The sequence below is a fragment of the Shigella flexneri 2a str. 301 genome, assembly GCF_000006925.2.
Taxonomy (GTDB): Bacteria; Pseudomonadota; Gammaproteobacteria; order Enterobacterales; family Enterobacteriaceae; genus ECMA0423.
The window spans coordinates 3298110-3323943 of the sequence record NC_004337.2 but is presented as its reverse complement, the minus strand read 5'-3'; the positions used below and the strand labels follow the sequence as shown (position 1 = coordinate 3323943).

Annotated in this window: 19 protein-coding genes, 2 tRNA genes, 1 pseudogene and 2 other annotated features; of the genes and pseudogenes, 19 read left to right on the top strand and 3 right to left on the bottom strand. The window is 51.1% G+C overall.

The annotated features are described in order from the left end of the window. Positions 1-7: 7 nt before the first annotated feature. The gene (obgE, locus tag SF3223; RefSeq protein NP_708982.1) at positions 8-1180 is read left to right on the top strand and encodes a GTPase CgtA; all 1173 of its coding nucleotides are present in this window, start codon (positions 8-10) and stop codon (positions 1178-1180) included. 185 nt (positions 1181-1365) lie between these two features. Here obgE and dacB read toward each other — a convergent pair whose 3' ends face one another. Further along, on the bottom strand, positions 1366-2799 hold the full coding sequence (gene dacB, locus SF3222) for a D-alanyl-D-alanine carboxypeptidase/endopeptidase (RefSeq protein ID NP_708981.1): 1434 nt from the start codon (positions 2797-2799) through the stop codon (positions 1366-1368). Between the two features lie 247 nt (positions 2800-3046). Between dacB and greA the strand changes: the two genes are divergently transcribed. Next, on the top strand, positions 3047-3523 hold the full coding sequence (greA, locus tag SF3221) for a transcription elongation factor GreA (RefSeq protein NP_708980.1): 477 nt from the start codon (positions 3047-3049) through the stop codon (positions 3521-3523). Between the two features lie 155 nt (positions 3524-3678). Here the strand turns inward: greA and yhbY are convergent, their stop codons facing one another. After that, complete coding sequence (yhbY, locus tag SF3220; RefSeq protein ID NP_708979.1) at positions 3679-3972, bottom strand: RNA-binding protein YhbY; 294 nt, start codon at positions 3970-3972, stop codon at positions 3679-3681. Between the two features lie 125 nt (positions 3973-4097). Here yhbY and rrmJ point away from each other — a divergent pair, with 125 nt between their 5' ends. The 7 genes and pseudogenes from rrmJ (at position 4098) to yhbX (ending at position 11774) form a co-directional block, all read left to right on the top strand. Continuing rightward, positions 4098-4727, top strand: coding sequence for a 23S rRNA methyltransferase (gene rrmJ / locus SF3219; RefSeq protein ID NP_708978.1), 630 nt, complete (start codon positions 4098-4100; stop codon positions 4725-4727). A 99-nt stretch (positions 4728-4826) separates the two neighbouring features. Beyond that, on the top strand, positions 4827-6761 hold the full coding sequence (gene hflB, locus SF3218; RefSeq protein ID NP_708977.1) for an ATP-dependent metalloprotease: 1935 nt from the start codon (positions 4827-4829) through the stop codon (positions 6759-6761). Positions 6762-6805: 44 nt separating this feature from the next. Continuing rightward, on the top strand, positions 6806-7699 hold the full coding sequence (folP, locus tag SF3217) for a 7,8-dihydropteroate synthase (protein NP_708976.4): 894 nt from the start codon (positions 6806-6808) through the stop codon (positions 7697-7699). Then, a complete protein-coding gene (gene glmM, locus SF3216; protein ID NP_708975.1) occupies positions 7692-9029 on the top strand; it encodes a phosphoglucosamine mutase in 1338 nt (445 codons plus the stop codon). The genes folP and glmM overlap by 8 nt, the downstream gene beginning before the upstream one ends. 226 nt (positions 9030-9255) lie before the next feature. Then, on the top strand, positions 9256-9588 hold the full coding sequence (secG, locus tag SF3215) for a preprotein translocase subunit SecG (RefSeq protein ID NP_708974.1): 333 nt from the start codon (positions 9256-9258) through the stop codon (positions 9586-9588). A gap of 14 nt (positions 9589-9602) precedes the next feature. Then, positions 9603-9689 (top strand) — tRNA-Leu (locus SF4510). 440 nt (positions 9690-10129) lie between these two features. Beyond that, positions 10130-11774, top strand: a sequence feature (Similar to Escherichia coli K12 alkaline phosphatase I gi: 1789564 (548 aa). BLAST with identity of 99% in 548 aa. This CDS contains an in-frame stop codon. The sequence has been checked and is believed to be correct.). After that, positions 10130-11774, top strand: a pseudogene (yhbX, locus tag SF3214). Its footprint overlaps the feature before it by 1645 nt. A 7-nt stretch (positions 11775-11781) precedes the next feature. Here the strand turns inward: yhbX and argG are convergent. Further along, positions 11782-13125 (bottom strand): argininosuccinate synthase, encoded by a 1344-nt coding sequence (argG, locus tag SF3213; RefSeq protein ID NP_708973.1) that lies wholly within the window; start codon positions 13123-13125, stop codon positions 11782-11784. Between the two features lie 85 nt (positions 13126-13210). Then, positions 13211-13573, bottom strand: a sequence feature (potential protein location (hypothetical protein SF3212 [Shigella flexneri 2a str. 301]) that overlaps RNA (tRNA-M)). Between argG and SF4509 the strand changes: the two genes are divergently transcribed. The 10 genes from SF4509 (at position 13473) to deaD (ending at position 25767) form a co-directional block, all read left to right on the top strand. Beyond that, positions 13473-13549: transfer RNA gene (locus SF4509), tRNA-Met, on the top strand. It overlaps the preceding feature by 77 nt. A gap of 176 nt (positions 13574-13749) precedes the next feature. After that, complete coding sequence (gene yhbC / locus SF3211; RefSeq protein ID NP_708971.4) at positions 13750-14208, top strand: hypothetical protein; 459 nt, start codon at positions 13750-13752, stop codon at positions 14206-14208. 27 nt (positions 14209-14235) lie between these two features. Next, positions 14236-15723 carry a transcription elongation factor NusA gene (nusA, locus tag SF3210; protein ID NP_708970.1) on the top strand — a complete coding sequence of 496 codons (1488 nt, stop codon included), beginning with the start codon at positions 14236-14238 and terminating at the stop codon, positions 15721-15723. A 24-nt stretch (positions 15724-15747) separates the two neighbouring features. Then, positions 15748-18396, top strand: a complete 2649-nt coding sequence (gene infB / locus SF3209) for a translation initiation factor IF-2 (RefSeq protein NP_708969.1) — start codon at positions 15748-15750, stop codon at positions 18394-18396. 163 nt (positions 18397-18559) lie between these two features. Beyond that, entirely contained in the window at positions 18560-18961 is a 402-nt protein-coding gene (rbfA, locus tag SF3208) for a ribosome-binding factor A (RefSeq protein NP_708968.2), read from the top strand. After that, the gene (gene truB, locus SF3207; RefSeq protein NP_708967.1) at positions 18961-19905 is read left to right on the top strand and encodes a tRNA pseudouridine synthase B; all 945 of its coding nucleotides are present in this window, start codon (positions 18961-18963) and stop codon (positions 19903-19905) included. The genes rbfA and truB overlap by 1 nt, the downstream gene beginning before the upstream one ends. A 148-nt stretch (positions 19906-20053) precedes the next feature. After that, complete coding sequence (gene rpsO / locus SF3206; RefSeq protein ID NP_708966.1) at positions 20054-20323, top strand: 30S ribosomal protein S15; 270 nt, start codon at positions 20054-20056, stop codon at positions 20321-20323. A 177-nt stretch (positions 20324-20500) separates the two neighbouring features. Then, a complete protein-coding gene (pnp, locus tag SF3205; protein NP_708965.2) occupies positions 20501-22705 on the top strand; it encodes a polynucleotide phosphorylase in 2205 nt (734 codons plus the stop codon). 108 nt (positions 22706-22813) lie between these two features. Next, positions 22814-23698: a lipoprotein NlpI gene (yhbM, locus tag SF3204; protein NP_708964.2), complete on the top strand. Its 885-nt coding sequence runs from the start codon at positions 22814-22816 to the stop codon at positions 23696-23698. 128 nt (positions 23699-23826) lie between these two features. Then, on the top strand, positions 23827-25767 hold the full coding sequence (gene deaD, locus SF3203; protein NP_708963.4) for an inducible ATP-independent RNA helicase: 1941 nt from the start codon (positions 23827-23829) through the stop codon (positions 25765-25767). The last annotated feature ends 67 nt before the right edge of the window (positions 25768-25834 follow it).

Below are 25834 nucleotides of genomic sequence, written 5' to 3'. Positions count from 1 at the left end.
GAATAAAATGAAGTTTGTTGATGAAGCATCGATTCTGGTCGTTGCAGGTGATGGCGGTAATGGTTGCGTGAGCTTCCGCCGCGAAAAGTATATTCCGAAAGGCGGCCCGGATGGCGGCGACGGCGGTGATGGTGGTGACGTATGGATGGAAGCCGACGAGAACCTGAACACGCTTATCGATTATCGTTTTGAAAAATCTTTCCGTGCAGAGCGCGGTCAGAACGGCGCAAGCCGCGATTGTACCGGTAAGCGCGGTAAAGACGTGACGATTAAAGTGCCGGTAGGTACGCGTGTAATCGACCAGGGTACTGGTGAAACCATGGGTGATATGACTAAACACGGTCAGCGTCTGCTGGTTGCTAAGGGCGGCTGGCACGGTCTGGGCAATACCCGTTTCAAATCGTCAGTTAACCGTACACCACGGCAGAAAACTAACGGTACGCCGGGCGATAAGCGTGAGCTGCTGCTGGAGCTGATGCTGCTGGCTGACGTCGGTATGTTGGGGATGCCAAACGCGGGTAAATCGACCTTTATTCGTGCGGTATCGGCGGCTAAACCGAAAGTGGCGGATTATCCGTTTACCACTCTGGTGCCAAGTCTGGGTGTGGTACGAATGGACAACGAAAAGAGCTTCGTTGTTGCCGATATTCCAGGACTGATTGAAGGCGCTGCGGAAGGCGCAGGTCTGGGCATTCGCTTCCTGAAGCACCTGGAACGTTGCCGCGTCCTGTTGCACCTCATCGATATCGATCCGATTGACGGCACCGATCCGGTTGAAAACGCGCGTATTATTATCAGCGAGCTGGAAAAATACAGCCAGGATCTGGCGGCGAAACCGCGTTGGTTAGTCTTCAACAAGATCGATCTGCTGGATAAGGCAGAAGCCGAAGAGAAAGCGAAAGCGATCGCTGAAGCGCTGGGCTGGGAAGATAAATATTATCTGATCTCTGCGGCGAGCGGACTGGGCGTGAAAGATCTCTGCTGGGATGTGATGACCTTTATCATTGAAAACCCGGTCGTGCAGGCTGAAGAAGCGAAACAGCCAGAGAAAGTCGAATTCATGTGGGATGATTATCACCGTCAGCAGCTTGAAGAGATTGCTGAAGAGGATGATGAAGACTGGGATGACGACTGGGACGAAGACGACGAAGAAGGCGTTGAGTTCATTTACAAGCGTTAATCACTAATGACCAATGCCAAATAAGCCTGATGCGCTACACTTATCAGGCCTACAAGATGATTGCAATATATTGAATTTGCACGATTTTGTAGGCCGGATAAGGCGTTCACGCCGCATCCGGCATAAACAAAGCGCACTTTGTCAATAATCTGAAACCCCGGCCATGCGCCGGGGTTTCTTTTTGACTAATTGTTCTGATAAATATCTTTGTACAAACGGCTTTCAAAACGCACTAACGGAATACGGCGATTACGCTGATCCGCGGGTTTTACTGCATAGCCAGAAAGATATTGTACAAATGCCATTCGTTGCCCGCTCGCTGTGGTAATGAATCCCGCCAGGTTATATACCCCCTGCAACGAACCGGTTTTCGCTGAGACTTTGCCATCCACGCCCGCCTGATGCAGACCTGCACGGTACTGCAAAGAGCCGTCATAGCCCGCAAGCGGCAGCATGGAGATAAAGTTAAGTTCATTGTCGTGTTGGGCAATGTATTGCAGCACCTGCATCATGGTGGCGGGGGCAATCAGGTTATGCCGCGAAAGCCCTGAACCATCGGCAATAATGGTGTTACCAATATCGACACCGGCTTGCTGGCGCAGGATCTGACGCACGGCGTCCGACCCAGCCCGCCATGTTCCAGGCACATTGAAGCGCGCATGGCCGATCATGCGGAAAACCGTATCGGCGATCATGTTGTCCGACTTTTTCAGCATAATCTTAAGCAGATCGTGCAGCGGGGCCGACTGTTTACTGGCAACTACCGTTCCAGGTTCGTTAACCTGAGTCTGGCGCAGCAGTGTTCCGCTCCAGGTGATACCCGCCTGTTTTAACTCATCTTTCAGAATTGCACCGGCATAGCTGGCTCCATCCTGCACGGCAAAAGCCAACGGGAGCGGCTCAGAACGTTGTGGCAGGCATCCCGTCAGCGTAAAGCGGTTCAGGTCGCTTGGCACCACATCCAGTTCGCAGTATTGCGCTTCGGCAGAACCACGGGGGAGGGTGCGTACCTGGCTGAACATCGTAACGGGGTAATAAGATGCCACGCGTATAAAAGCCATATCACCAGGCTTTGGGGCACTGTAGAGCGAGACGGAGAAACAGTTGCGGTCAACTATGGCGGCAGCAGGCGGAGCGCTAAAGCATTGTGTCATGTCATTCCATGGCCAGCCGGGGGCTTTATCGTGGCTGGCGAAAATGGAGGTATCTATCAACACATTGCCATCGATTTGGTTGACGCCAGATTTTTTCAAAGTCGCGACCATATTGCGAATATCCTGACGTTTTAACGTCGGATCGGCACCAAATCGCGCCACTAAGTCACCCTTAAGTACGCCGTTTTCCACATTGCCTTTGGTTTCAAGCGTCGTGGTGAAACGAAAATCGGGGCCGAGTTGAATCAACGCCGCCAGCGCAGTAATCACTTTCTGGGTACTGGCGGGCAGCGCCATCTGCTGACTGTGGTAATCAATAGCGGGGGCCGACGCACCGACTTTTTGCACCATCAGGGCAAGGTTGGCACCTGCGGGGAGTTGAGTAACGTACTCATCAACATTCGCGGCCTGAACACTGAACGCTATACAGCTGGTCAATCCGATGATAAATCTGGAAAATCGCATAATCTCGCGCTAACAACCTGGAATCGAGCCGTCATACTACGGCGCAACGCCCTATAAAGTAAACGATGACCCTTCGGGAACTTCAGGGTAAAATGACCATCAAAATGTGAATTGTAGCTGACCTGGGACTTGTACCCGGGTCGGTATTTTTTTGCTTCTGGTCCCGGTGAGGAGTTATGCCGGGCAGGCCGAACAGCCGGGGTGGGTGAAGACTTGCCCCATCAGGAATATTCAAGAGGTATAACAAATGCAAGCTATTCCGATGACCTTACGCGGCGCTGAAAAATTACGCGAAGAGCTGGATTTTCTGAAATCTGTGCGCCGTCCTGAAATCATTGCTGCTATCGCGGAAGCGCGTGAGCATGGCGACCTGAAAGAAAACGCCGAATACCACGCAGCTCGTGAACAGCAGGGCTTCTGCGAAGGCCGTATCAAAGACATCGAAGCCAAGCTGTCAAACGCGCAGGTGATTGATGTCACCAAAATGCCCAACAATGGGCGCGTTATTTTTGGTGCTACCGTAACGGTGCTGAATCTGGATTCTGACGAAGAACAGACTTATCGCATCGTTGGCGATGACGAAGCTGACTTTAAACAAAACCTGATTTCTGTAAACTCGCCTATTGCTCGTGGCCTGATCGGCAAAGAAGAAGATGATGTTGTGGTCATCAAAACGCCGGGCGGCGAAGTAGAATTTGAAGTAATTAAGGTGGAATACCTGTAAGAATTACCCAATACTCAAGATGTTGATGTATTGTAAAGAAAGGAAAAAGGCCGCTCTGCGGCCTTTTATCAACGAACAGAGCGTGGCATTTTGCTCTCCTGCCTGCGGAAAACCCCTCGTTTTACACAGCAAATGTGTGTAACTTTAGGATAATCTTAGCGTGGCAGCGAGATTTTACGTTCTTTAGTTGGGCGATAAAGCACCAGCGTTTTACCGATGACCTGTACATTACAGGCGCCGGTTTCGCGCACGATAGCTTCCACGATCAAGGTTTTTGTTTCGCGATCTTCGGTGGCGATTTTCACCTTGATGAGTTCATGGTGCTCTAACGCTTGTTCAATCTCGGCCAGCACCCCTTCGGTCAAACCATTACTGCCAAGCAGAACAACTGGCTTGAGCGGATGTGCCAGACCTTTCAGGTGCTGTTTTTGTTTAGTACTCAGATTCATCGTATTTTTTGCTTACGTTGGGATTGAAAACGGGTCATTCTACCGCCATCTCCCATATATCACCAAATAGGCGCGTAAAAATTTACGCAATTGGTTACGATGAGTTATCCCCATGGGAAAGTTAAATGACAGGTAAGAAGCGTTCTGCCAGCTCCAGCCGCTGGCTTCAGGAACACTTTAGCGATAAATATGTTCAACAGGCACAGAAAAAGGGATTACGTTCCCGTGCCTGGTTTAAACTTGATGAAATACAGCAAAGTGACAAACTCTTTAAACCGGGAATGACGGTTGTCGACCTTGGTGCTGCTCCGGGTGGTTGGTCACAATATGTGGTCACCCAAATTGGCGGCAAAGGCCGCATCATCGCTTGCGATCTTTTACCTATGGATCCTATCGTTGGTGTGGACTTTCTTCAGGGCGATTTTCGTGATGAACTGGTGATGAAAGCACTGCTGGAGCGCGTTGGCGACAGCAAAGTCCAGGTTGTCATGTCCGATATGGCACCAAACATGAGCGGAACACCGGCGGTGGATATCCCCCGAGCCATGTATCTGGTGGAACTGGCGCTAGAAATGTGTCGTGATGTATTAGCGCCAGGTGGCAGTTTTGTAGTGAAGGTGTTCCAGGGCGAAGGTTTCGATGAGTATCTAAGGGAAATTCGCTCCCTGTTTACGAAGGTCAAAGTTCGTAAGCCGGACTCTTCTCGTGCACGTTCGCGAGAAGTGTATATTGTAGCGACCGGGCGTAAACCCTAACCGGGAGATTTCAGACGAAAGTTTGAAAGATGCTGGATATAGAGTATCCTGACGCTGTTTTTAACACAGTTGTAATAAGAGGTTAATCCCTTGAGTGACATGGCGAAAAACCTAATACTCTGGCTGGTCATTGCCGTTGTGCTGATGTCAGTATTCCAGAGCTTTGGGCCCAGCGAGTCTAATGGCCGTAAGGTGGATTACTCTACCTTCCTACAAGAGGTCAATAACGACCAGGTTCGTGAAGCGCGTATCAACGGACGTGAAATCAACGTTACCAAGAAAGATAGTAACCGTTATACCACTTACATTCCGGTTCAGGATCCGAAATTACTGGATAACCTGTTGACCAAGAACGTCAAGGTTGTCGGTGAACCGCCTGAAGAACCAAGCCTGCTGGCTTCTATCTTCATCTCCTGGTTCCCGATGCTGTTGCTGATTGGTGTCTGGATCTTCTTCATGCGTCAAATGCAGGGCGGCGGTGGCAAAGGTGCCATGTCGTTTGGTAAGAGCAAAGCGCGCATGCTGACGGAAGATCAGATCAAAACGACCTTTGCTGACGTTGCGGGCTGCGACGAAGCAAAAGAAGAAGTTGCTGAACTGGTAGAGTATCTGCGCGAGCCGAGCCGCTTCCAGAAACTCGGCGGTAAGATCCCGAAAGGCGTCCTGATGGTCGGTCCTCCGGGTACCGGTAAAACGTTGCTGGCGAAAGCGATTGCAGGCGAAGCGAAAGTTCCGTTCTTTACTATCTCCGGTTCTGACTTCGTAGAAATGTTCGTCGGTGTGGGTGCATCCCGTGTTCGTGACATGTTCGAACAGGCGAAGAAAGCGGCACCGTGCATCATCTTTATCGATGAAATCGACGCCGTAGGCCGCCAGCGTGGCGCTGGTCTGGGCGGTGGTCACGATGAACGTGAACAGACTCTGAACCAGATGCTGGTTGAGATGGATGGCTTCGAAGGTAACGAAGGTATCATCGTTATCGCCGCGACTAACCGTCCGGACGTTCTCGACCCGGCCCTGCTGCGTCCTGGCCGTTTCGACCGCCAGGTTGTGGTCGGCTTGCCAGATGTTCGCGGTCGTGAGCAGATCCTGAAAGTTCACATGCGTCGCGTACCATTGGCACCCGATATCGACGCGGCAATCATTGCCCGTGGTACTCCTGGTTTCTCCGGTGCTGACCTGGCGAACCTGGTGAACGAAGCGGCACTGTTCGCTGCTCGTGGCAACAAACGCGTTGTGTCGATGGTTGAGTTCGAGAAAGCGAAAGACAAAATCATGATGGGTGCGGAACGTCGCTCCATGGTGATGACGGAAGCGCAGAAAGAATCAACGGCTTACCACGAAGCGGGTCATGCGATTATCGGTCGCCTGGTGCCGGAACACGATCCGGTGCATAAAGTGACGATTATCCCACGCGGTCGTGCGCTGGGTGTGACTTTCTTCTTGCCTGAGGGCGACGCAATCAGCGCCAGCCGTCAGAAACTGGAAAGCCAGATTTCTACGCTGTACGGTGGTCGTCTGGCAGAAGAGATCATCTACGGGCCGGAACATGTTTCTACCGGTGCGTCCAACGATATTAAAGTTGCGACCAACCTGGCACGTAACATGGTGACTCAGTGGGGCTTCTCTGAGAAATTGGGTCCACTGCTGTACGCGGAAGAAGAAGGTGAAGTATTCCTCGGCCGTAGCGTAGCGAAAGCGAAACATATGTCCGATGAAACTGCACGTATCATCGACCAGGAAGTGAAAGCACTGATTGAGCGTAACTATAATCGTGCGCGTCAGCTTCTGACCGACAATATGGATATTCTGCATGCGATGAAAGATGCTCTCATGAAATATGAGACTATCGACGCACCGCAGATTGATGACCTGATGGCACGTCGCGATGTACGTCCGCCAGCGGGCTGGGAAGAACCAGGCGCTTCTAACAATTCTGGCGACAATGGTAGTCCAAAGGCTCCTCGTCCGGTTGATGAACCGCGTACGCCGAACCCGGGTAACACCATGTCAGAGCAGTTAGGCGACAAGTAAGTTCCCGCATCAGATGACTGTATTTGTACCGAAAACCCCGGGGCGTGCTCCGGGGTTTTTTCTTATCAATTCATACCAGGGATAACATAATGAAACTCTTTGCCCAGGGTACTTCACTGGACCTTAGCCATCCTCACGTAATGGGGATCCTCAACGTCACGCCTGATTCCTTTTCGGATGGTGGCACGCATAACTCGCTGATAGATGCGGTGAAACATGCGAATCTGATGATCAATGCTGGCGCGACGATCATTGACGTTGGTGGCGAGTCCACGCGCCCAGGGGCGGCGGAAGTTAGCGTTGAAGAAGAGTTGCAACGTGTTATTCCTGTGGTTGAGGCAATTGCTCAACGCTTCGAAGTCTGGATCTCGGTCGATACATCCAAACCAGAAGTCATCCGTGAGTCAGCGAAAGTTGGCGCTCACATTATTAATGATATCCGCTCCCTTTCCGAACCTGGCGCTCTGGAGGCGGCTGCAGAAACCGGTTTACCGGTTTGTCTGATGCATATGCAGGGAAATCCAAAAACCATGCAGGAAGCTCCGAAGTATGACGATGTCTTTGCAGAAGTGAATCGCTACTTTATTGAGCAAATAGCACGTTGCGAGCAGGCGGGTATCGCAAAAGAGAAATTGTTGCTCGACCCCGGATTCGGTTTCGGTAAAAATCTCTCCCATAACTATTCATTACTGGCGCGCCTGGCTGAATTTCACCATTTCAACCTGCCGCTGTTGGTGGGTATGTCACGAAAATCGATGATTGGGCAGCTGCTGAACGTGGGGCCGTCCGAGCGCCTGAGCGGTAGTCTGGCCTGTGCGGTCATTGCCGCAATGCAAGGCGCGCACATCATTCGTGTTCATGACGTCAAAGAAACCGTAGAAGCGATGCGGGTGGTGGAAGCCACTCTGTCTGCAAAGGAAAACAAACGCTATGAGTAATCGTAAATATTTCGGTACCGATGGGATTCGTGGTCGTGTAGGGGATGCGCCGATCACACCTGATTTTGTGCTTAAGCTGGGTTGGGCCGCGGGTAAAGTGCTGGCGCGCCACGGCTCCCGTAAGATTATTATTGGTAAAGACACGCGTATTTCTGGCTATATGCTGGAGTCAGCACTGGAAGCGGGTCTGGCGGCAGCGGGCCTTTCCGCACTCTTCACTGGCCCGATGCCAACACCGGCCGTGGCTTATCTGACGCGTACCTTCCGCGCAGAGGCCGGAATTGTGATATCTGCATCGCATAACCCGTTCTACGATAATGGGATTAAATTCTTCTCTATCGACGGCACTAAACTGCCGGATGCGGTAGAAGAGGCCATCGAAGCGGAAATGGAAAAGGAGATCAGCTGCGTTGATTCGGCTGAACTGGGTAAAGCCAGCCGTATCGTTGATGCCGCGGGTCGCTATATCGAGTTTTGCAAAGCCACGTTCCCGAACGAACTTAGCCTCAGTGAACTGAAGATTGTGGTGGATTGTGCAAACGGTGCGACTTATCACATCGCGCCGAACGTGCTGCGCGAACTGGGGGCGAACGTTATCGCTATCGGTTGTGAGCCAAACGGTGTAAACATCAATGCCGAAGTGGGGGCTACCGACGTTCGCGCGCTCCAGGCTCGTGTGCTGGCTGAAAAAGCGGATCTCGGTATTGCCTTCGACGGCGACGGCGATCGCGTGATTATGGTTGACCATGAAGGCAATAAAGTCTATGGCGATCAGATCATGTATATCATCGCGCGTGAAGGTCTTCGTCAGGGCCACCTGCGTGGTGGTGCTGTGGGTACATTGATGAGCAACATGGGGCTTGAACTGGCGCTGAAACAGTTAGGAATTCCATTTGCGCGCGCGAAAGTGGGTGACCGCTACGTACTGGAAAAAATGCAGGAGAAAGGCTGGCGTATCGGTGCAGAGAATTCCGGTCATGTGATCCTGCTGGATAAAACCACTACCGGTGCCGGCATCGTTGCTGGCTTGCAGGTGCTGACGGCGATGGCACGTAACCATATGAGCCTGCACGACCTTTGCAGCGGCATGAAAATGTTCCCGCAGATTCTGGTTAACGTACGTTACACCGCAGGTAGCGGCGATCCGCTTGAGCATGAGTCAGTTAAAGCCGTGACCGCAGAGGTTGAAGCTGCGCTGGGCAACCGTGGACGCGTGTTGCTGCGTAAATCCGGCACCGAACCGTTAATTCGCGTGATGGTGGAAGGCGAAGACGCAGCGCAGGTGACTGAATTTGCACACCGCATCACCGATGCAGTAAAAGCCGTTTAAAGCGTTAGATAACTGGCTAAAAAGGCGGCGATTGTCGCATTTTTTCTCGGCGAACACATCGGTTTTGCTGTTTTTTTCCGCAGTTGATACAATGCGATAAAATTGCCCTTGCGAAGGTCATTCGTTTTGGTTAGTATTCACACCCGCTTCAGTGGGAAAGATTAAAAATCCCGCTTTATTGGTTGAAGCATTGGTACGCGGCAACTCCGCAAGGAACAGGTTGATTATGTACGAAGCTCTTTTAGTAGTTTTCCTTATTGTGGCAATTGGCCTTGTTGGTCTGATCATGCTGCAGCAAGGTAAAGGCGCTGATATGGGAGCCTCCTTCGGAGCAGGCGCTTCCGCTACGCTGTTTGGTTCAAGTGGTTCTGGTAACTTCATGACCCGCATGACGGCGCTGCTGGCAACGTTATTCTTCATCATCAGTCTGGTGCTGGGTAACATCAATAGCAACAAAACCAATAGAGGTAGCGAATGGGAAAATCTGAGTGCACCGGCGAAAACCGAACAAACTCAGCCAGCTGCTCCGGCTAAGCCGACCAGCGATATCCCGAACTAAAAAGTAGTATCCGTGCCGAGGTGGTGGAATTGGTAGACACGCTACCTTGAGGTGGTAGTGCCCAATAGGGCTTACGGGTTCAAGTCCCGTCCTCGGTACCAAATTCCAGAAAAGAGACGCTGAAAAGCGTCTCTTTTCGTTTTGGTCCTGGTCTGATGAATGGTTGTCAGGTATCTGTATCTCGTCCAGTTGCTTTACTCGTAGCTGGTACCTTGAAACGATGGTGCCGGTACGCCTTAGTTATAAACTTTTCCCTACTGCTGACATAATTGGCACTTTATTGTGTCAACTCCAGTTCCGGTACGAATACGGATATGTTTACTTCTCGATAAACCATCCTGCTCCTGTCAGTATAACTACTGATGGCTACGTTCTGCGTAATGTTTAGAGACGCATTGATAATGTTATTTAATTACTGAGAACGCAATGGTCGCATCATTTAAAAAGAAAAAACTAACAGTGTTTCGGTCTGATATGGATCAGAGTTGAAAAACATGTCTGATATAAAATTGAACATTGTTGATAATTGTTTATATTGGTTGTGAACTTGGATTTCTGGATGACAGTATTCAACAAATTTGCTAGAAGATTTTAAATCTCATTGGTTGTTGTATCTTTGTGTTATTGTTTTTGGTATTACGAACTTAGTCGCCTCTTCCGGAGCGCATATGGTTCAGCGATTGCTGTTCTTCGTCCTGACCATCCTGGTTGTTAAACGTATATCATCCCTTCCGCTTCGCCTGCTTGTTGCCGCACCATTTGTGTTACTGACTGCGGCAGACATGAGTATTAGCCTCTATTCATGGTGTACCTTTGGTACAACTTTCAATGATGGATTTGCGATTAGTGTGCTGCAGAGTGATCCGGATGAAGTTGTGAAAATGCTGGGGATGTATATCCCTTATCTATGTGCTTTTGCTTTTTTATCCCTTCTTTTTTTGGCAGTAATAATAAAATATGATGTTTCCTTGCCGACAAAAAAAGTGACAGGAATATTATTGCTGATTGTCATTTCGGGCAGTTTATTTTCCGCTTGTCAATTTGCTTATAAAGATGCAAAAAATAAAAAAGCGTTCAGTCCATATATACTAGCGTCGTGATTTGCTACCTATACGCCGTTTTTCAATCTCAACTATTTTGCTTTAGCAGCGAAAGCGCATCAAAGATTACTCTCAATTGCAAACACGGTGCCGTATTTTCAATTATCAGTCAGGGATACAAGTATTGATACCTACGTGTTGATTGTGGGGGAGTCTGTACGTGTCGACAATATGTCTTTGTATGGATATACACGCTCTACGACACCGCAAGTTGAAGCACAAAGAAAACAGATCAAACTGTTTAATCAAGCAATAAGCGGCGCACCTTACACTGCGCTGTCGGTTCCCCTTTCTTTAACTGCTGATTCTGTTTTGAGTCATGACATTCATAATTACCCCGACAACATTATTAATATGGCTAATCAAGCAGGATTTCAGACTTTCTGGCTAAGCTCGCAATCCGCTTTTCGGCAGAATGGTACAGCAGTTACCAGTATCGCCATGCGCGCCATGGAAACAGTTTATGTCAGAGGATTTGATGAATTGTTGTTGCCGCATTTATCGCAAGCATTACAGCAAAATACGCAGCAAAAGAAACTGATTGTTCTTCATTTAAATGGAAGCCATGAACCGGCTTGTAGCGCCTATCCGCAATCCAGCGCCGTGTTTCAACCGCAGGACGATCAGGATGCCTGCTATGACAACTCCATTCATTACACAGATAGTTTGCTAGGTCAGGTTTTTGAATTATTAAAAGATCGCCGCGCCTCGGTCATGTATTTTGCCGACCACGGCCTGGAACGTGACCCTACGAAGAAGAACGTCTATTTTCATGGAGGCAGGGAGGCTAGCCAGCAGGCATATCATGTCCCGATGTTTATCTGGTATAGCCCCGTTCTTGGGGATGGCGTGGATCGCACAACGGAAAACAATATCTTTTCGACAGCTTACAATAATTACCTTATTAATGCGTGGATGGGGGTAACAAAGCCGGAACAGCCGCAAACGCTTGAGGAAGTGATTGCACACTATAAAGGAGACTCACGGGTTGTGGATGCAAACCATGATGTTTTCGATTATGTGATGCTCAGAAAGGAGTTTACAGAGGATAAGCAAGGTAACCCCACCCCTGAAGGGCAGGGTTGATGTCGAATTACTGGCCTTTGTTTTCCATATTCTCCACCTGCGGCAGGCCTGAAGTGGCAGAGGAGGAAAGCAGGCCAGTTTTGGCATAACCAAAAAGTTTCTCTCGGGTATCAGTGATATCCAGATTACGCATGGTCAATTGACCAATACGATCATCTGGCGAGAACACCGAGTCGCCTTTTTCCATCGTCAGACGCTCTGGCTTGTAGGTCAGGTTCTCTGAGACGGTATTCAGGATTGAATAATCGTTCCCACGGCGCAGCTCCAGGGTAACTTCACCAGTGATCTGGCTGGCAACCCAGCGTTGCAGAGAGTCACGCAGCATCAGCGCCTGGGAGTCAAACCAACGCCCCTGGTACAGCAGACGGCCCAACTGACGACCATGCGCGTGATACTGCTCAATGGTGTCTTCGTTGTGAATACCGGTCAACAGACGTTCATACGCAATGTGCAGCAGTGCCATCCCCGGAGCTTCGTAAATACCACGGCTTTTCGCTTCGATGATACGGTTCTCAATCTGGTCGCTCATGCCCAGGCCGTGACGACCGCCGATGCGGTTAGCTTCCAGCATCATTTCTACGTCGTCGCTAAAGGTTTTACCGTTCAGCGCCACCGGATGACCTTGCTCAAAGCGTACTGTGACTTCTTCTGCCGGGATCTTCACGCTCTCATCCCAGAATTTCACGCCCATAATCGGGTTGACGATTTTGACGCTGGAGTTGAGGTATTCCAGATCCTTCGCTTCATGCGTTGCACCAAGCATGTTGGAGTCTGTGGAGTAGGCTTTTTCGACAGACATTTTGTAGTCGAAACCGCAGGCAATCATAAATTCAGACATCTCATGACGGCCGCCCAGTTCATCAATAAAGTCAGTATCAAGCCACGGTTTGTAAATCTGCAGTTCAGCATTGGTCAGCAGACCATAACGATAGAAACGTTCGATATCGTTTCCTTTATAGGTGCTACCGTCACCCCAGATATTCACGCCATCTTCTTTCATCGCAGCAACCAGCATGGTACCAGTCACGGCGCGGCCCAGCGGCGTCGTGTTGAAATAGGTCAGGCCGCCGGTGGTGTTATGAAATGCGCCACACTGAATAGCGGCAATACCTTCGGCCACCAGTTGTTTGCGGCAGTCGATCAGACGTGCGTTCTCCGCGCCGTATTCCATGGCACGACGAGGGATCGCATCATAATCCTCTTCGTCTGGCTGGCCCAGGTTTGCAGTATATGCATAAGGAACCGCTCCCTTTTGTCGCATCCACAGCAGTGCGGCACTGGTGTCCAGACCGCCGGAAAAAGCGATACCAATACGTTGACCTACCGGGAGATGCTTGAGAATCGTCGTCATAAAATAACACCCTGCTTAATTAACTGATGATGAGCCTGGATTTCCGCTCTCACTGAATTTTTATGCAAAATAAATGAGTTTTCATTTAATCATCTTTTATCGGAGACAGGAAGAGTTTAGTGTGTTTTTTGTAAAATAATGCGCTTAAGGGAGAGCAGGGGAAGGCAAAAGTATTCAACAAATGAAAGTGAACTGGATATTCATTCACGTGATTAGCAATAAACGTTGACAAAATGTGGCATGGATCACTATAATGCCTGCAGATTTTACGTCCCGTCTCGGTACACCAAATCCCAGCAGTATTTGCATTTTTTACCCAAAACGAGTAGAATTTGCCACGTTTCAGGCGCGGGGTGGAGCAGCCTGGTAGCTCGTCGGGCTCATAACCCGAAGGTCGTCGGTTCAAATCCGGCCCCCGCAACCACTTTCCCTTAGAGTCCTTTTTCAAATATACTGTGAAGACTTCGGCCTTCGTAGTGGGATTTGAAAAAATCCTTCTGGAAAGTGCTCCAGACCGCAGTTGCGGTTATAGGGTTCAGTTATATAAAGCCCCGATTTATCGGGGTTTTTTGTTATCTGACTACAGAATAACTGGGCTTTAGGCCCTTTTTTTATGTCTTGGGGGTGGGCTTGTCCACATTAGAGCAAAAATTAACAGAGATGATTACTGCGCCAGTTGAGGCCCTGGGTTTTGAACTGGTAGGCATCGAATTTATTCGCGGTCGCACATCCACACTGCGCATCTATATTGATAGTGAAGATGGCATCAATGTTGATGATTGTGCTGATGTGAGCCACCAGGTAAGTGCTGTGCTGGATGTTGAAGATCCCATCACCGTTGCTTATAACCTGGAAGTCTCCTCACCGGGTCTCGATCGCCCACTGTTCACGGCTGAACACTACGCCCGTTTTGTCGGAGAAGAGGTGACTCTGGTTCTCCGTATGGCGGTACAAAACCGTCGTAAATGGCAGGGCGTTATCAAAGCGGTAGACGGTGAAATGATCACAGTTACCGTCGAAGGTAAAGATGAAGTGTTCGCGCTGAGTAATATCCAGAAGGCGAACCTGGTTCCCCACTTTTAATAGTCTGGATGAGGTGAAAAGCCCGCGATGAACAAAGAAATTTTGGCTGTAGTTGAAGCCGTATCCAATGAAAAGGCGCTACCTCGCGAGAAGATTTTCGAAGCATTGGAAAGCGCGCTGGCGACAGCAACAAAGAAAAAATATGAGCAAGAGATCGACGTCCGTGTACAGATCGATCGCAAAAGCGGTGATTTTGACACCTTCCGTCGCTGGTTAGTTGTTGATGAAGTCACCCAGCCGACCAAGGAAATCACCCTTGAAGCCGCACGTTATGAAGATGAAAGCCTGAACTTGGGCGATTACGTTGAAGATCAGATTGAGTCTGTTACCTTTGACCGTATCACCACCCAGACGGCAAAACAGGTTATCGTGCAGAAAGTGCGTGAAGCCGAACGTGCGATGGTGGTTGATCAGTTCCGTGAACACGAAGGTGAAATCATCACCGGCGTGGTGAAAAAAGTAAACCGCGACAACATCTCTCTGGATCTGGGCAACAACGCTGAAGCCGTGATCCTGCGCGAAGATATGCTGCCGCGTGAAAACTTCCGCCCTGGCGACCGCGTTCGTGGCGTGCTTTATTCCGTTCGCCCGGAAGCGCGTGGCGCGCAACTGTTCGTCACTCGTTCCAAGCCGGAAATGCTGATCGAACTGTTCCGTATTGAAGTGCCGGAAATCGGCGAAGAAGTGATTGAAATTAAAGCAGCGGCTCGCGACCCGGGTTCTCGTGCGAAAATCGCGGTGAAAACCAACGATAAACGTATCGATCCGGTAGGTGCTTGCGTAGGTATGCGTGGCGCGCGTGTTCAGGCGGTTTCTACTGAACTGGGCGGCGAGCGTATCGATATCGTCCTGTGGGATGATAACCCGGCGCAGTTTGTGATTAACGCAATGGCACCGGCAGACGTTGCTTCTATCGTGGTGGATGAAGATAAACACACCATGGATATCGCCGTTGAAGCTGGTAACCTGGCGCAGGCGATTGGCCGTAACGGTCAGAACGTGCGTCTGGCTTCGCAGCTGAGCGGTTGGGAACTCAACGTAATGACCGTTGACGACCTGCAGGCTAAGCATCAGGCGGAAGCGCACGCAGCGATCGACACCTTCACCAAATATCTCGACATCGACGAAGACTTCGCGACTGTTCTGGTAGAAGAAGGTTTCTCGACGCTGGAAGAACTGGCCTATGTGCCGATGAAAGAGCTGTTGGAAATCGAAGGCCTTGATGAGCCGACCGTTGAAGCACTGCGCGAGCGTGCTAAAAATGCACTGGCCACCATTGCACAGGCCCAGGAAGAAAGCCTCGGTGATAACAAACCGGCTGACGATCTGCTGAACCTTGAAGGGGTAGATCGTGATTTGGCATTCAAACTGGCCGCCCGTGGCGTTTGTACGCTGGAAGATCTCGCCGAACAGGGCATTGATGATCTGGCTGATATCGAAGGGTTGACCGACGAAAAAGCCGGAGCACTGATTATGGCTGCCCGTAATATTTGCTGGTTCGGTGACGAAGCGTAATAAACTGTAGCAGGAAGGAACAGCATGACAGATGTAACGATTAAAACGCTGGCCGCAGAGCGACAGACCTCCGTGGAACGCCTGGTACAGCAATTTGCTGATGCAGGTATCCGGAAGTCTGCTGACGACTCTGTGTCTGCACAAGAGAAACAGACTTTGATTGACCACCTGAATCAGAAAAATTCAGGCCCGGACAAATTGACGCTGCAACGTAAAACACGCAGCACCCTTAACATTCCTGGTACCGGTGGAAAAAGCAAATCGGTACAAATCGAAGTCCGCAAGAAACGCACCTTTGTGAAACGCGATCCGCAAGAGGCTGAACGCCTTGCAGCGGAAGAGCAAGCCCGTCGTGAGGCAGAAGAATCGGCTAAACGCGAGGCGCAACAAAAAGCTGAACGTGAGGCCGCAGAACAAGCTAAGCGTGAAGCTGCTGAACAAGCGAAACGTGAAGCTGCGGAAAAAGACAAAGTGAGCAATCAACAAGACGATATGACTAAAAACGCCCAGGCTGAAAAAGCCCGCCGTGAGCAGGAAGCTGCAGAGCTCAAGCGTAAAGCTGAAGAAGAAGCGCGTCGTAAACTCGAAGAAGAAGCACGTCGCGTTGCTGAAGAAGCACGTCGTATGGCGGAAGAAAACAAATGGACTGATAACGCGGAACCGACTGAAGATTCCAGCGATTATCACGTCACTACTTCTCAACATGCTCGCCAGGCAGAAGACGAAAGCGATCGTGAAGTCGAAGGCGGCCGTGGCCGTGGTCGTAACGCGAAAGCAGCGCGTCCGAAGAAAGGCAACAAACACGCTGAATCAAAAGCTGATCGTGAAGAAGCACGCGCAGCAGTACGTGGCGGTAAAGGCGGAAAACGTAAAGGTTCTTCGCTGCAGCAAGGCTTCCAGAAGCCTGCTCAGGCCGTTAACCGTGACGTTGTGATCGGCGAAACTATCACCGTTGGCGAACTGGCGAACAAGATGGCGGTTAAAGGCTCTCAGGTCATCAAAGCGATGATGAAACTGGGCGCAATGGCAACCATCAACCAGGTTATCGATCAGGAAACCGCACAGCTGGTTGCTGAAGAGATGGGCCATAAAGTTATCCTGCGTCGTGAAAACGAGCTGGAAGAGGCGGTAATGAGCGACCGTGACACGGGTGCTGCGGCTGAACCGCGCGCGCCGGTTGTGACCATCATGGGTCACGTTGACCACGGTAAAACCTCTCTGCTGGACTACATTCGTTCAACGAAAGTGGCCTCTGGCGAAGCGGGCGGCATTACCCAGCACATTGGTGCATACCACGTTGAAACTGAAAACGGCATGATCACCTTCCTGGACACCCCGGGGCACGCCGCGTTTACTTCAATGCGTGCTCGTGGTGCGCAGGCAACGGACATCGTAGTCCTGGTTGTTGCTGCCGACGACGGCGTAATGCCGCAGACGATCGAAGCAATCCAGCACGCGAAAGCGGCGCAGGTTCCGGTGGTCGTTGCAGTGAACAAGATCGATAAACCAGAAGCCGATCCGGATCGCGTTAAGAACGAACTCTCCCAGTACGGCATCCTGCCGGAAGAGTGGGGCGGTGAAAGCCAGTTCGTACATGTGTCTGCGAAAGCGGGTACTGGTATCGATGAACTGCTGGACGCTATCCTGCTGCAGGCGGAAGTTCTGGAGCTGAAAGCGGTACGTAAAGGTATGGCGAGCGGTGCGGTTATCGAATCCTTCCTCGATAAAGGTCGTGGTCCGGTTGCTACCGTTCTGGTACGTGAAGGTACTCTGCACAAGGGCGATATCGTTCTGTGTGGCTTCGAATACGGTCGTGTTCGTGCGATGCGTAACGAACTGGGTCAGGAAGTGCTGGAAGCGGGTCCGTCCATTCCGGTGGAAATCCTCGGCCTGTCCGGCGTACCGGCTGCGGGTGATGAAGTTACCGTTGTACGTGACGAGAAGAAAGCGCGTGAAGTTGCACTGTATCGTCAGGGTAAATTCCGCGAAGTTAAACTGGCGCGTCAGCAGAAATCTAAACTCGAGAACATGTTCGCCAACATGACCGAAGGCGAAGTTCACGAAGTGAACATCGTCCTGAAGGCAGACGTACAGGGTTCTGTGGAAGCGATCTCCGACTCCTTGCTGAAACTGTCTACTGACGAAGTTAAAGTGAAGATCATCGGTTCTGGCGTAGGTGGTATCACCGAAACCGACGCCACCCTGGCTGCGGCGTCCAACGCCATCCTGGTTGGCTTCAACGTACGTGCTGATGCCTCTGCACGTAAAGTGATTGAAGCGGAAAGCCTGGATCTGCGTTACTACTCCGTCATCTATAACCTGATTGACGAAGTGAAAGCGGCGATGAGCGGTATGCTGTCTCCGGAACTGAAACAGCAGATTATCGGTCTGGCGGAAGTTCGTGACGTGTTCAAATCGCCGAAATTTGGTGCCATCGCAGGCTGTATGGTTACCGAAGGTGTGGTTAAACGTCACAACCCGATCCGCGTTCTGCGTGACAACGTGGTTATCTACGAAGGCGAGCTGGAGTCCCTGCGCCGCTTCAAAGATGACGTTAACGAAGTCCGTAACGGTATGGAATGTGGTATCGGCGTTAAGAACTACAACGACGTCCGCACTGGCGATGTGATCGAAGTATTCGAAATCATCGAGATCCAACGTACCATCGCTTAAGGTTTTTAGGGTTCCATGCGGGATAAGGCGTTTACGCCGCATCCGGCATGGATTGCCTGATGTGACGCTGGCGCGTCTTATCAGGCCAACGTGAACAGCCCTTCCACCTGAAATTAATTTTAAAAAGGGGCTAACAGCCCCTTTTTTGTCAGGAGAATTTATTATGGCGAAAGAATTTGGTCGCCCGCAGCGCGTAGCGCAGGAAATGCAAAAAGAGATCGCTCTCATCCTGCAGCGTGAAATTAAAGATCCTCGCCTGGGCATGATGACCACCGTTTCCGGTGTCGAAATGTCTCGCGACCTGGCGTATGCCAAAGTATATGTGACGTTCCTCAACGACAAAGATGAAGACGCGGTTAAAGCGGGCATCAAAGCGTTGCAAGAAGCTTCTGGTTTCATCCGCAGCCTGCTGGGGAAAGCGATGCGCCTGCGTATCGTGCCGGAACTGACCTTCTTCTACGACAACTCTCTGGTTGAAGGGATGCGCATGTCAAACCTGGTGACCAGCGTGGTCAAACATGACGAAGAACGTCGTGTTAACCCGGACGACAGCAAGGAGGACTAATGAGTCGTCCTCGTCGTCGCGGTCGCGACATTAACGGCGTTTTGTTGCTGGATAAACCGCAGGGTATGTCCAGCAATGATGCGCTGCAAAAAGTGAAACGGATTTATAACGCCAACCGTGCCGGGCATACCGGTGCGCTGGACCCGCTGGCAACTGGCATGTTGCCAATTTGCCTCGGGGAAGCGACGAAGTTTTCCCAGTATCTGCTGGACTCCGACAAACGCTATCGGGTCATTGCGCGTCTTGGACAGCGTACCGATACTTCTGATGCCGACGGACAAATCGTTGAAGAACGTCCGGTAACCTTTAGCGCAGAGCAACTGGCGGCGGCGCTGGATACTTTCCGTGGCGATATCGAACAGATCCCTTCGATGTATTCAGCACTGAAATATCAGGGTAAAAAACTGTACGAATATGCGCGTCAGGGCATTGAAGTACCGCGTGAAGCGCGCCCGATTACCGTTTATGAATTGCTGTTTATTCGCCACGAAGGCAATGAGCTGGAGCTGGAAATTCACTGCTCAAAAGGCACTTATATCCGCACCATCATTGATGACCTGGGTGAAAAACTCGGTTGTGGCGCGCATGTTATTTACCTGCGTCGTCTGGCGGTAAGTAAATATCCGGTTGAACGGATTGTGACCCTGGAACATCTGCGTGAACTGGTCGAACAAGCCGAACAGCAGGATATTCCGGCTGCGGAGTTACTTGATCCATTACTGATGCCAATGGACAGTCCAGCTTCGGACTACCCGGTGGTGAATCTTCCGTTAACGTCTTCTGTTTACTTCAAAAATGGTAACCCAGTTCGTACATCCGGTGCGCCGCTGGAAGGACTGGTTCGCGTTACAGAAGGTGAGAACGGCAAATTTATCGGTATGGGCGAAATTGACGATGAAGGCCGCGTTGCGCCTCGTCGCCTGGTGGTTGAATACCCGGCGTAATGTTAACCGTCTTGCGATAACAGGTCGCTACGAGTAGAATACTGCCGCTTAACGTCGCGTAAATTGTTTAACACTTTGCGTAACGTACACTGGGATCGCTGAATTAGAGATCGGCGTCCTTTCATTCTATATACTTTGGAGTTTTAAAATGTCTCTAAGTACTGAAGCAACAGCTAAAATCGTTTCTGAGTTTGGTCGTGACGCAAACGACACCGGTTCTACTGAAGTTCAGGTAGCACTGCTGACTGCACAGATCAACCACCTGCAGGGCCACTTTGCAGAGCACAAAAAAGATCACCACAGCCGTCGTGGTCTGCTGCGCATGGTTTCTCAGCGTCGTAAACTGCTCGACTACCTGAAACGTAAAGACGTAGCACGTTACACCCAGCTCATCGAGCGCCTGGGTCTGCGTCGCTAATTCTTGCGAGTTTCAGAAAAGGGGGCCTGAGTGGCCCCTTTTTTCAAGCTGACGGCAGCAATTCACTGGAAACTAATGTATTGTTGCTATGAATGATCTTCCGTTGCAGAGGTTCGCGCGGCTAATGAGAGGCTTTACCCACATAGAGCTGGGTTAGGGTTGTCATTAGTCGCGAGGATGCGCAGAAGATCGGGTATTAACACCAGTGCCGTAAGGTACTGTCTAAGAAAGAGAAAGGATATTACATTGCTTAATCCGATCGTTCGTAAATTCCAGTACGGCCAACACACCGTGACTCTGGAAACCGGCATGATGGCTCGTCAGGCTACTGCCGCTGTTATGGTTAGCATGGATGACACCGCGGTATTTGTTACCGTTGTTGGCCAGAAAAAAGCCAAACCAGGTCAGGACTTCTTCCCACTGACCGTTAACTATCAGGAGCGTACCTACGCTGCTGGTCGTATCCCGGGTAGCTTCTTCCGTCGTGAAGGCCGCCCAAGCGAAGGCGAAACCCTGATCGCGCGTCTGATTGACCGCCCGATTCGGCCGCTGTTCCCGGAAGGCTTCGTCAACGAAGTTCAGGTTATCGCCACCGTGGTTTCTGTTAACCCGCAAGTTAACCCGGATATCGTCGCGATGATTGGTGCTTCCGCAGCACTGTCTCTGTCTGGTATTCCGTTCAATGGTCCGATTGGTGCTGCTCGCGTAGGTTACATCAATGACCAGTACGTACTGAACCCGACTCAGGACGAGTTGAAAGAGAGCAAACTGGATCTGGTTGTTGCCGGTACTGAAGCCGCTGTACTGATGGTTGAATCTGAAGCTGAACTGCTGAGCGAAGACCAGATGCTGGGCGCAGTAGTGTTCGGTCATGAACAACAGCAGGTTGTTATTCAGAACATCAATGAACTGGTGAAAGAAGCCGGTAAACCACGTTGGGACTGGCAGCCGGAGCCGGTAAACGAAGCGCTGAACGCGCGCGTTGCTGCACTGGCTGAAGCTCGCCTGAGCGATGCTTACCGCATCACCGACAAACAAGAGCGTTATGCGCAGGTTGATGTCATCAAATCTGAAACCATCGCGACGCTGCTTGCTGAAGACGAAACCCTGGACGAAAACGAACTGGGTGAAATTCTGCACGCGATCGAGAAAAACGTTGTTCGTAGCCGCGTACTGGCAGGCGAACCGCGTATCGACGGTCGTGAAAAAGATATGATCCGTGGTCTGGATGTGCGTACTGGCGTGCTGCCGCGTACTCACGGTTCTGCGCTGTTCACCCGTGGTGAAACGCAGGCGCTGGTTACCGCAACGCTGGGTACTGCTCGTGACGCGCAGGTTCTTGATGAACTGATGGGCGAACGTACCGATACCTTCCTGTTCCACTACAACTTCCCTCCGTACTCCGTAGGCGAAACCGGCATGGTCGGTTCTCCGAAGCGTCGTGAAATTGGTCACGGTCGTCTGGCGAAGCGCGGCGTGCTGGCAGTCATGCCGGATATGGACAAATTCCCGTACACCGTACGTGTTGTGTCTGAAATCACTGAATCCAACGGTTCCTCTTCTATGGCTTCCGTGTGCGGCGCGTCTCTGGCGCTGATGGACGCAGGTGTGCCGATCAAAGCTGCCGTTGCGGGTATCGCAATGGGTCTGGTGAAAGAAGGCGACAACTACGTTGTACTGTCTGACATTTTGGGCGACGAAGATCACCTGGGCGATATGGACTTCAAAGTTGCGGGTTCCCGCGAGGGTATCTCTGCATTGCAGATGGATATCAAAATTGAAGGTATCACCAAAGAGATCATGCAGGTTGCGCTGAACCAGGCTAAAGGTGCGCGTCTGCATATCCTGGGCGTAATGGAACAGGCGATCAACGCGCCGCGTGGCGATATCTCTGAGTTCGCACCACGTATCCATACCATCAAGATCAACCCGGACAAGATCAAAGACGTTATCGGTAAAGGCGGCTCTGTTATCCGTGCCCTGACCGAAGAAACTGGCACCACCATCGAAATCGAAGATGACGGTACTGTGAAGATTGCAGCGACCGACGGCGAGAAAGCGAAACATGCTATTCGTCGTATCGAAGAGATCACTGCAGAAATCGAAGTGGGCCGCGTCTACACTGGTAAAGTGACCCGTATCGTTGACTTTGGCGCATTTGTTGCCATCGGCGGCGGTAAAGAAGGTCTGGTACACATCTCTCAAATCGCTGACAAACGCGTTGAGAAAGTGACCGATTACCTGCAGATGGGTCAGGAAGTACCGGTGAAAGTTCTGGAAGTTGATCGCCAGGGCCGTATCCGTCTGAGCATTAAAGAAGCGACTGAGCAGTCTCAACCTGCTGCAGCACCGGAAGCTCCGGCTGCTGAACAGGGCGAGTAAGGTTGCCATTTGCCCTCCGCTGCGGCGGGGGGCTTTTAACCGGGCAGGACGCCTTGTTAGCAACCGGGAACAGGACGTTCATTCAACCGTGGTCTTCGGGAGTGGGAAATGAAGCCTTTTTTGCGCTGGTGTTTCGTTGCGACAGCACTTACGCTTGCAGGATGCAGTAATACTTCCTGGCGTAAAAGTGAAGTCCTCGCGGTACCATTGCAACCGACTTTACAGCAGGAAGTGATTCTGGCACGTATGGAACAAATCCTTGCCAGTCGGGCTTTAACCGATGACGAACGCGCACAGCTTTTATATGAGCGCGGAGTGTTGTATGATAGTCTCGGTCTGAGGGCATTAGCGCGTAACGATTTTTCGCAAGCGCTGGCAATCCGACCGGATATGCCTGAAGTATTCAATTACTTAGGCATATATTTAACGCAGGCAGGCAATTTTGATGCTGCCTATGAAGCGTTTGATTCTGTACTTGAGCTTGATCCAACTTACAACTACGCGCACTTGAATCGCGGGATTGCATTATATTACGGCGGTCGTGACAAGTTAGCGCAAGATGATCTGCTGGCGTTTTATCAAGACGATCCCAATGATCCTTTCCGTAGTCTGTGGCTTTATCTCGCCGAGCAGAAGCTCGATGAGAAGCAGGCTAAAGAAGTATTGAAACAGCACTTCGAAAAATCGGATAAGGAACAGTGGGGATGGAACATTGTCGAGTTCTACCTGGGCAACATTAGCGAACAAACGTTAATGGAAAGGCTCAAGGCGGACGCAACGGATAACACCTCGCTCGCTGAGCATCTCAGTGAAACCAACTTCTATTTAGGTAAGTACTACCTAAGTCTGGGGGATTTGGACAGCGCCACGGCACTGTTCAAACTGGCGGTTGCCAACAACGTTCATAACTTTGTTGAGCACCGATACGCATTGTTGGAATTATCGCTCCTGGGCCAGGACCAAGATGACCTGGCAGAATCGGACCAGCAATAGCTGACGTACACATCAGCCCGTAATCTTTTTTGATTGCCATCACCTTAACGGGTGAGGGCGTTGTTGTTCGTTAATACACCTACTTTGAGCCGGTTCACACTTTTCAATGAAAATTGCTGATCAATTTCATGATGAGTTATGTAGACTGGCCGCCATTAATTTTGAGGCACACGTACTACATGGCTGAATTCGAAACCACTTTTGCAGATCTGGGCCTGAAGGCTCCTATCCTTGAAGCCCTTAACGATCTGGGTTACGAAAAACCATCTCCAATTCAGGCAGAGTGTATTCCACATCTGCTGAATGGCCGCGACGTTCTGGGTATGGCCCAGACGGGGAGCGGAAAAACTGCAGCATTCTCTTTACCTCTGCTGCAGAATCTTGATCCTGAGCTGAAAGCACCACAGATTCTGGTGCTGGCACCGACCCGCGAACTGGCGGTACAGGTTGCTGAAGCAATGACGGATTTCTCTAAACACATGCGCGGCGTAAATGTGGTTGCCCTGTACGGCGGCCAGCGTTATGACGTGCAATTACGCGCCCTGCGTCAGGGGCCGCAGATCGTTGTCGGTACTCCGGGCCGTCTGCTGGACCACCTGAAACGTGGCACTCTGGACCTCTCTAAACTGAGCGGTCTGGTTCTGGATGAAGCTGACGAAATGCTGCGCATGGGCTTCATCGAAGACGTTGAAACCATTATGGCGCAGATCCCGGAAGGTCATCAGACCGCTCTGTTCTCTGCAACCATGCCGGAAGCGATTCGTCGCATTACCCGCCGCTTTATGAAAGAGCCGCAGGAAGTGCGTATTCAGTCCAGCGTGACTACCCGTCCTGACATCAGCCAGAGCTACTGGACTGTGTGGGGTATGCGTAAAAACGAAGCACTGGTACGTTTCCTGGAAGCGGAAGATTTTGATGCGGCGATTATCTTCGTTCGTACCAAAAACGCGACTCTGGAAGTGGCTGAAGCTCTTGAGCGTAACGGCTACAATAGCGCCGCGCTGAACGGTGACATGAACCAGGCGCTGCGTGAGCAGACACTGGAACGCCTTAAAGACGGTCGTCTGGACATCCTGATTGCGACCGACGTTGCGGCCCGTGGCCTGGACGTTGAGCGTATCAGCCTGGTGGTTAACTACGATATCCCGATGGATTCTGAGTCTTACGTTCACCGTATCGGTCGTACCGGTCGTGCGGGTCGTGCTGGCCGCGCGCTGCTGTTCGTTGAGAACCGCGAGCGTCGTCTGCTGCGCAACATTGAACGTACTATGAAGCTGACTATTCCGGAAGTAGAACTGCCGAACGCAGAACTGCTGGGCAAACGCCGTCTGGAAAAATTCGCCGCTAAAGTACAGCAGCAGCTGGAAAGCAGCGATCTGGATCAATACCGCGCACTGCTGAGCAAAATTCAGCCGACTGCAGAAGGTGAAGAGCTGGATCTCGAAACTCTGGCTGCGGCACTGCTGAAAATGGCACAGGGTGAACGTACTCTGATTGTTCCGCCAGATGCGCCGATGCGTCCGAAACGTGAATTCCGTGACCGTGATGACCGTGGTCCGCGCGATCGTAACGACCGTGGCCCGCGTGGCGACCGTGAAGATCGTCCGCGTCGTGAACGTCGTGATGTTGGCGATATGCAGCTGTACCGCATTGAAGTGGGCCGCGATGATGGTGTTGAAGTTCGTCATATCGTTGGCGCGATTGCTAACGAAGGCGACATCAGCAGCCGTTACATCGGTAACATCAAGCTGTTTGCTTCTCACTCCACCATCGAACTGCCGAAAGGTATGCCGGGTGAAGTGCTGCAACACTTTACGCGCACTCGCATTCTCAACAAGCCGATGAACATGCAGTTACTGGGCGATGCACAGCCGCATACTGGCGGTGAGCGTCGTGGCGGTGGTCGTGGTTTCGGTGGCGAGCGTCGTGAAGGCGGTCGTAACTTCAGCGGTGAACGCCGTGAAGGTGGTCGTGGTGATGGTCGTCGTTTTAGCGGCGAACGTCGTGAAGGCCGCGCACCGCGTCGTGATGACTCTACCGGTCGTCGTCGTTTCGGTGGTGATGCGTAATCATCGCTGAACAGCGAACACAATCTGTAAAATAATATATACAGCCCCGATTTTAACCATCGGGGCT

Bases quoted from the DNA above. Each gene is read 5' to 3' on its own strand.
- rrmJ (NP_708978.1), top strand. From the start codon at position 4,098: ATGACAGGTAAGAAGCGTTCTGCCAGCTCCAGCCGCTGGCTTCAGGAA.
- hflB (NP_708977.1), top strand. From the start codon at position 4,827: ATGGCGAAAAACCTAATACTCTGGCTGGTCATTGCCGTTGTGCTGATG.
- infB (NP_708969.1), top strand. From the start codon at position 15,748: ATGACAGATGTAACGATTAAAACGCTGGCCGCAGAGCGACAGACCTCC.
- yhbY (NP_708979.1), bottom strand. From the start codon at position 3,972: ATGAATCTGAGTACTAAACAAAAACAGCACCTGAAAGGTCTGGCACAT.
- glmM (NP_708975.1), top strand. From the start codon at position 7,692: ATGAGTAATCGTAAATATTTCGGTACCGATGGGATTCGTGGTCGTGTA.
- truB (NP_708967.1), top strand. From the start codon at position 18,961: ATGAGTCGTCCTCGTCGTCGCGGTCGCGACATTAACGGCGTTTTGTTG.
- dacB (NP_708981.1), bottom strand. From the start codon at position 2,799: ATGCGATTTTCCAGATTTATCATCGGATTGACCAGCTGTATAGCGTTC.
- argG (NP_708973.1), bottom strand. From the start codon at position 13,125: ATGACGACGATTCTCAAGCATCTCCCGGTAGGTCAACGTATTGGTATC.
- rbfA (NP_708968.2), top strand. From the start codon at position 18,560: ATGGCGAAAGAATTTGGTCGCCCGCAGCGCGTAGCGCAGGAAATGCAA.
- yhbM (NP_708964.2), top strand. From the start codon at position 22,814: ATGAAGCCTTTTTTGCGCTGGTGTTTCGTTGCGACAGCACTTACGCTT.
- deaD (NP_708963.4), top strand. From the start codon at position 23,827: ATGATGAGTTATGTAGACTGGCCGCCATTAATTTTGAGGCACACGTAC.
- obgE (NP_708982.1), top strand. From the start codon at position 8: ATGAAGTTTGTTGATGAAGCATCGATTCTGGTCGTTGCAGGTGATGGC.
- pnp (NP_708965.2), top strand. From the start codon at position 20,501: ATGCGCAGAAGATCGGGTATTAACACCAGTGCCGTAAGGTACTGTCTA.
- greA (NP_708980.1), top strand. From the start codon at position 3,047: ATGCAAGCTATTCCGATGACCTTACGCGGCGCTGAAAAATTACGCGAA.
- nusA (NP_708970.1), top strand. From the start codon at position 14,236: ATGAACAAAGAAATTTTGGCTGTAGTTGAAGCCGTATCCAATGAAAAG.
- rpsO (NP_708966.1), top strand. From the start codon at position 20,054: ATGTCTCTAAGTACTGAAGCAACAGCTAAAATCGTTTCTGAGTTTGGT.
- secG (NP_708974.1), top strand. From the start codon at position 9,256: ATGTACGAAGCTCTTTTAGTAGTTTTCCTTATTGTGGCAATTGGCCTT.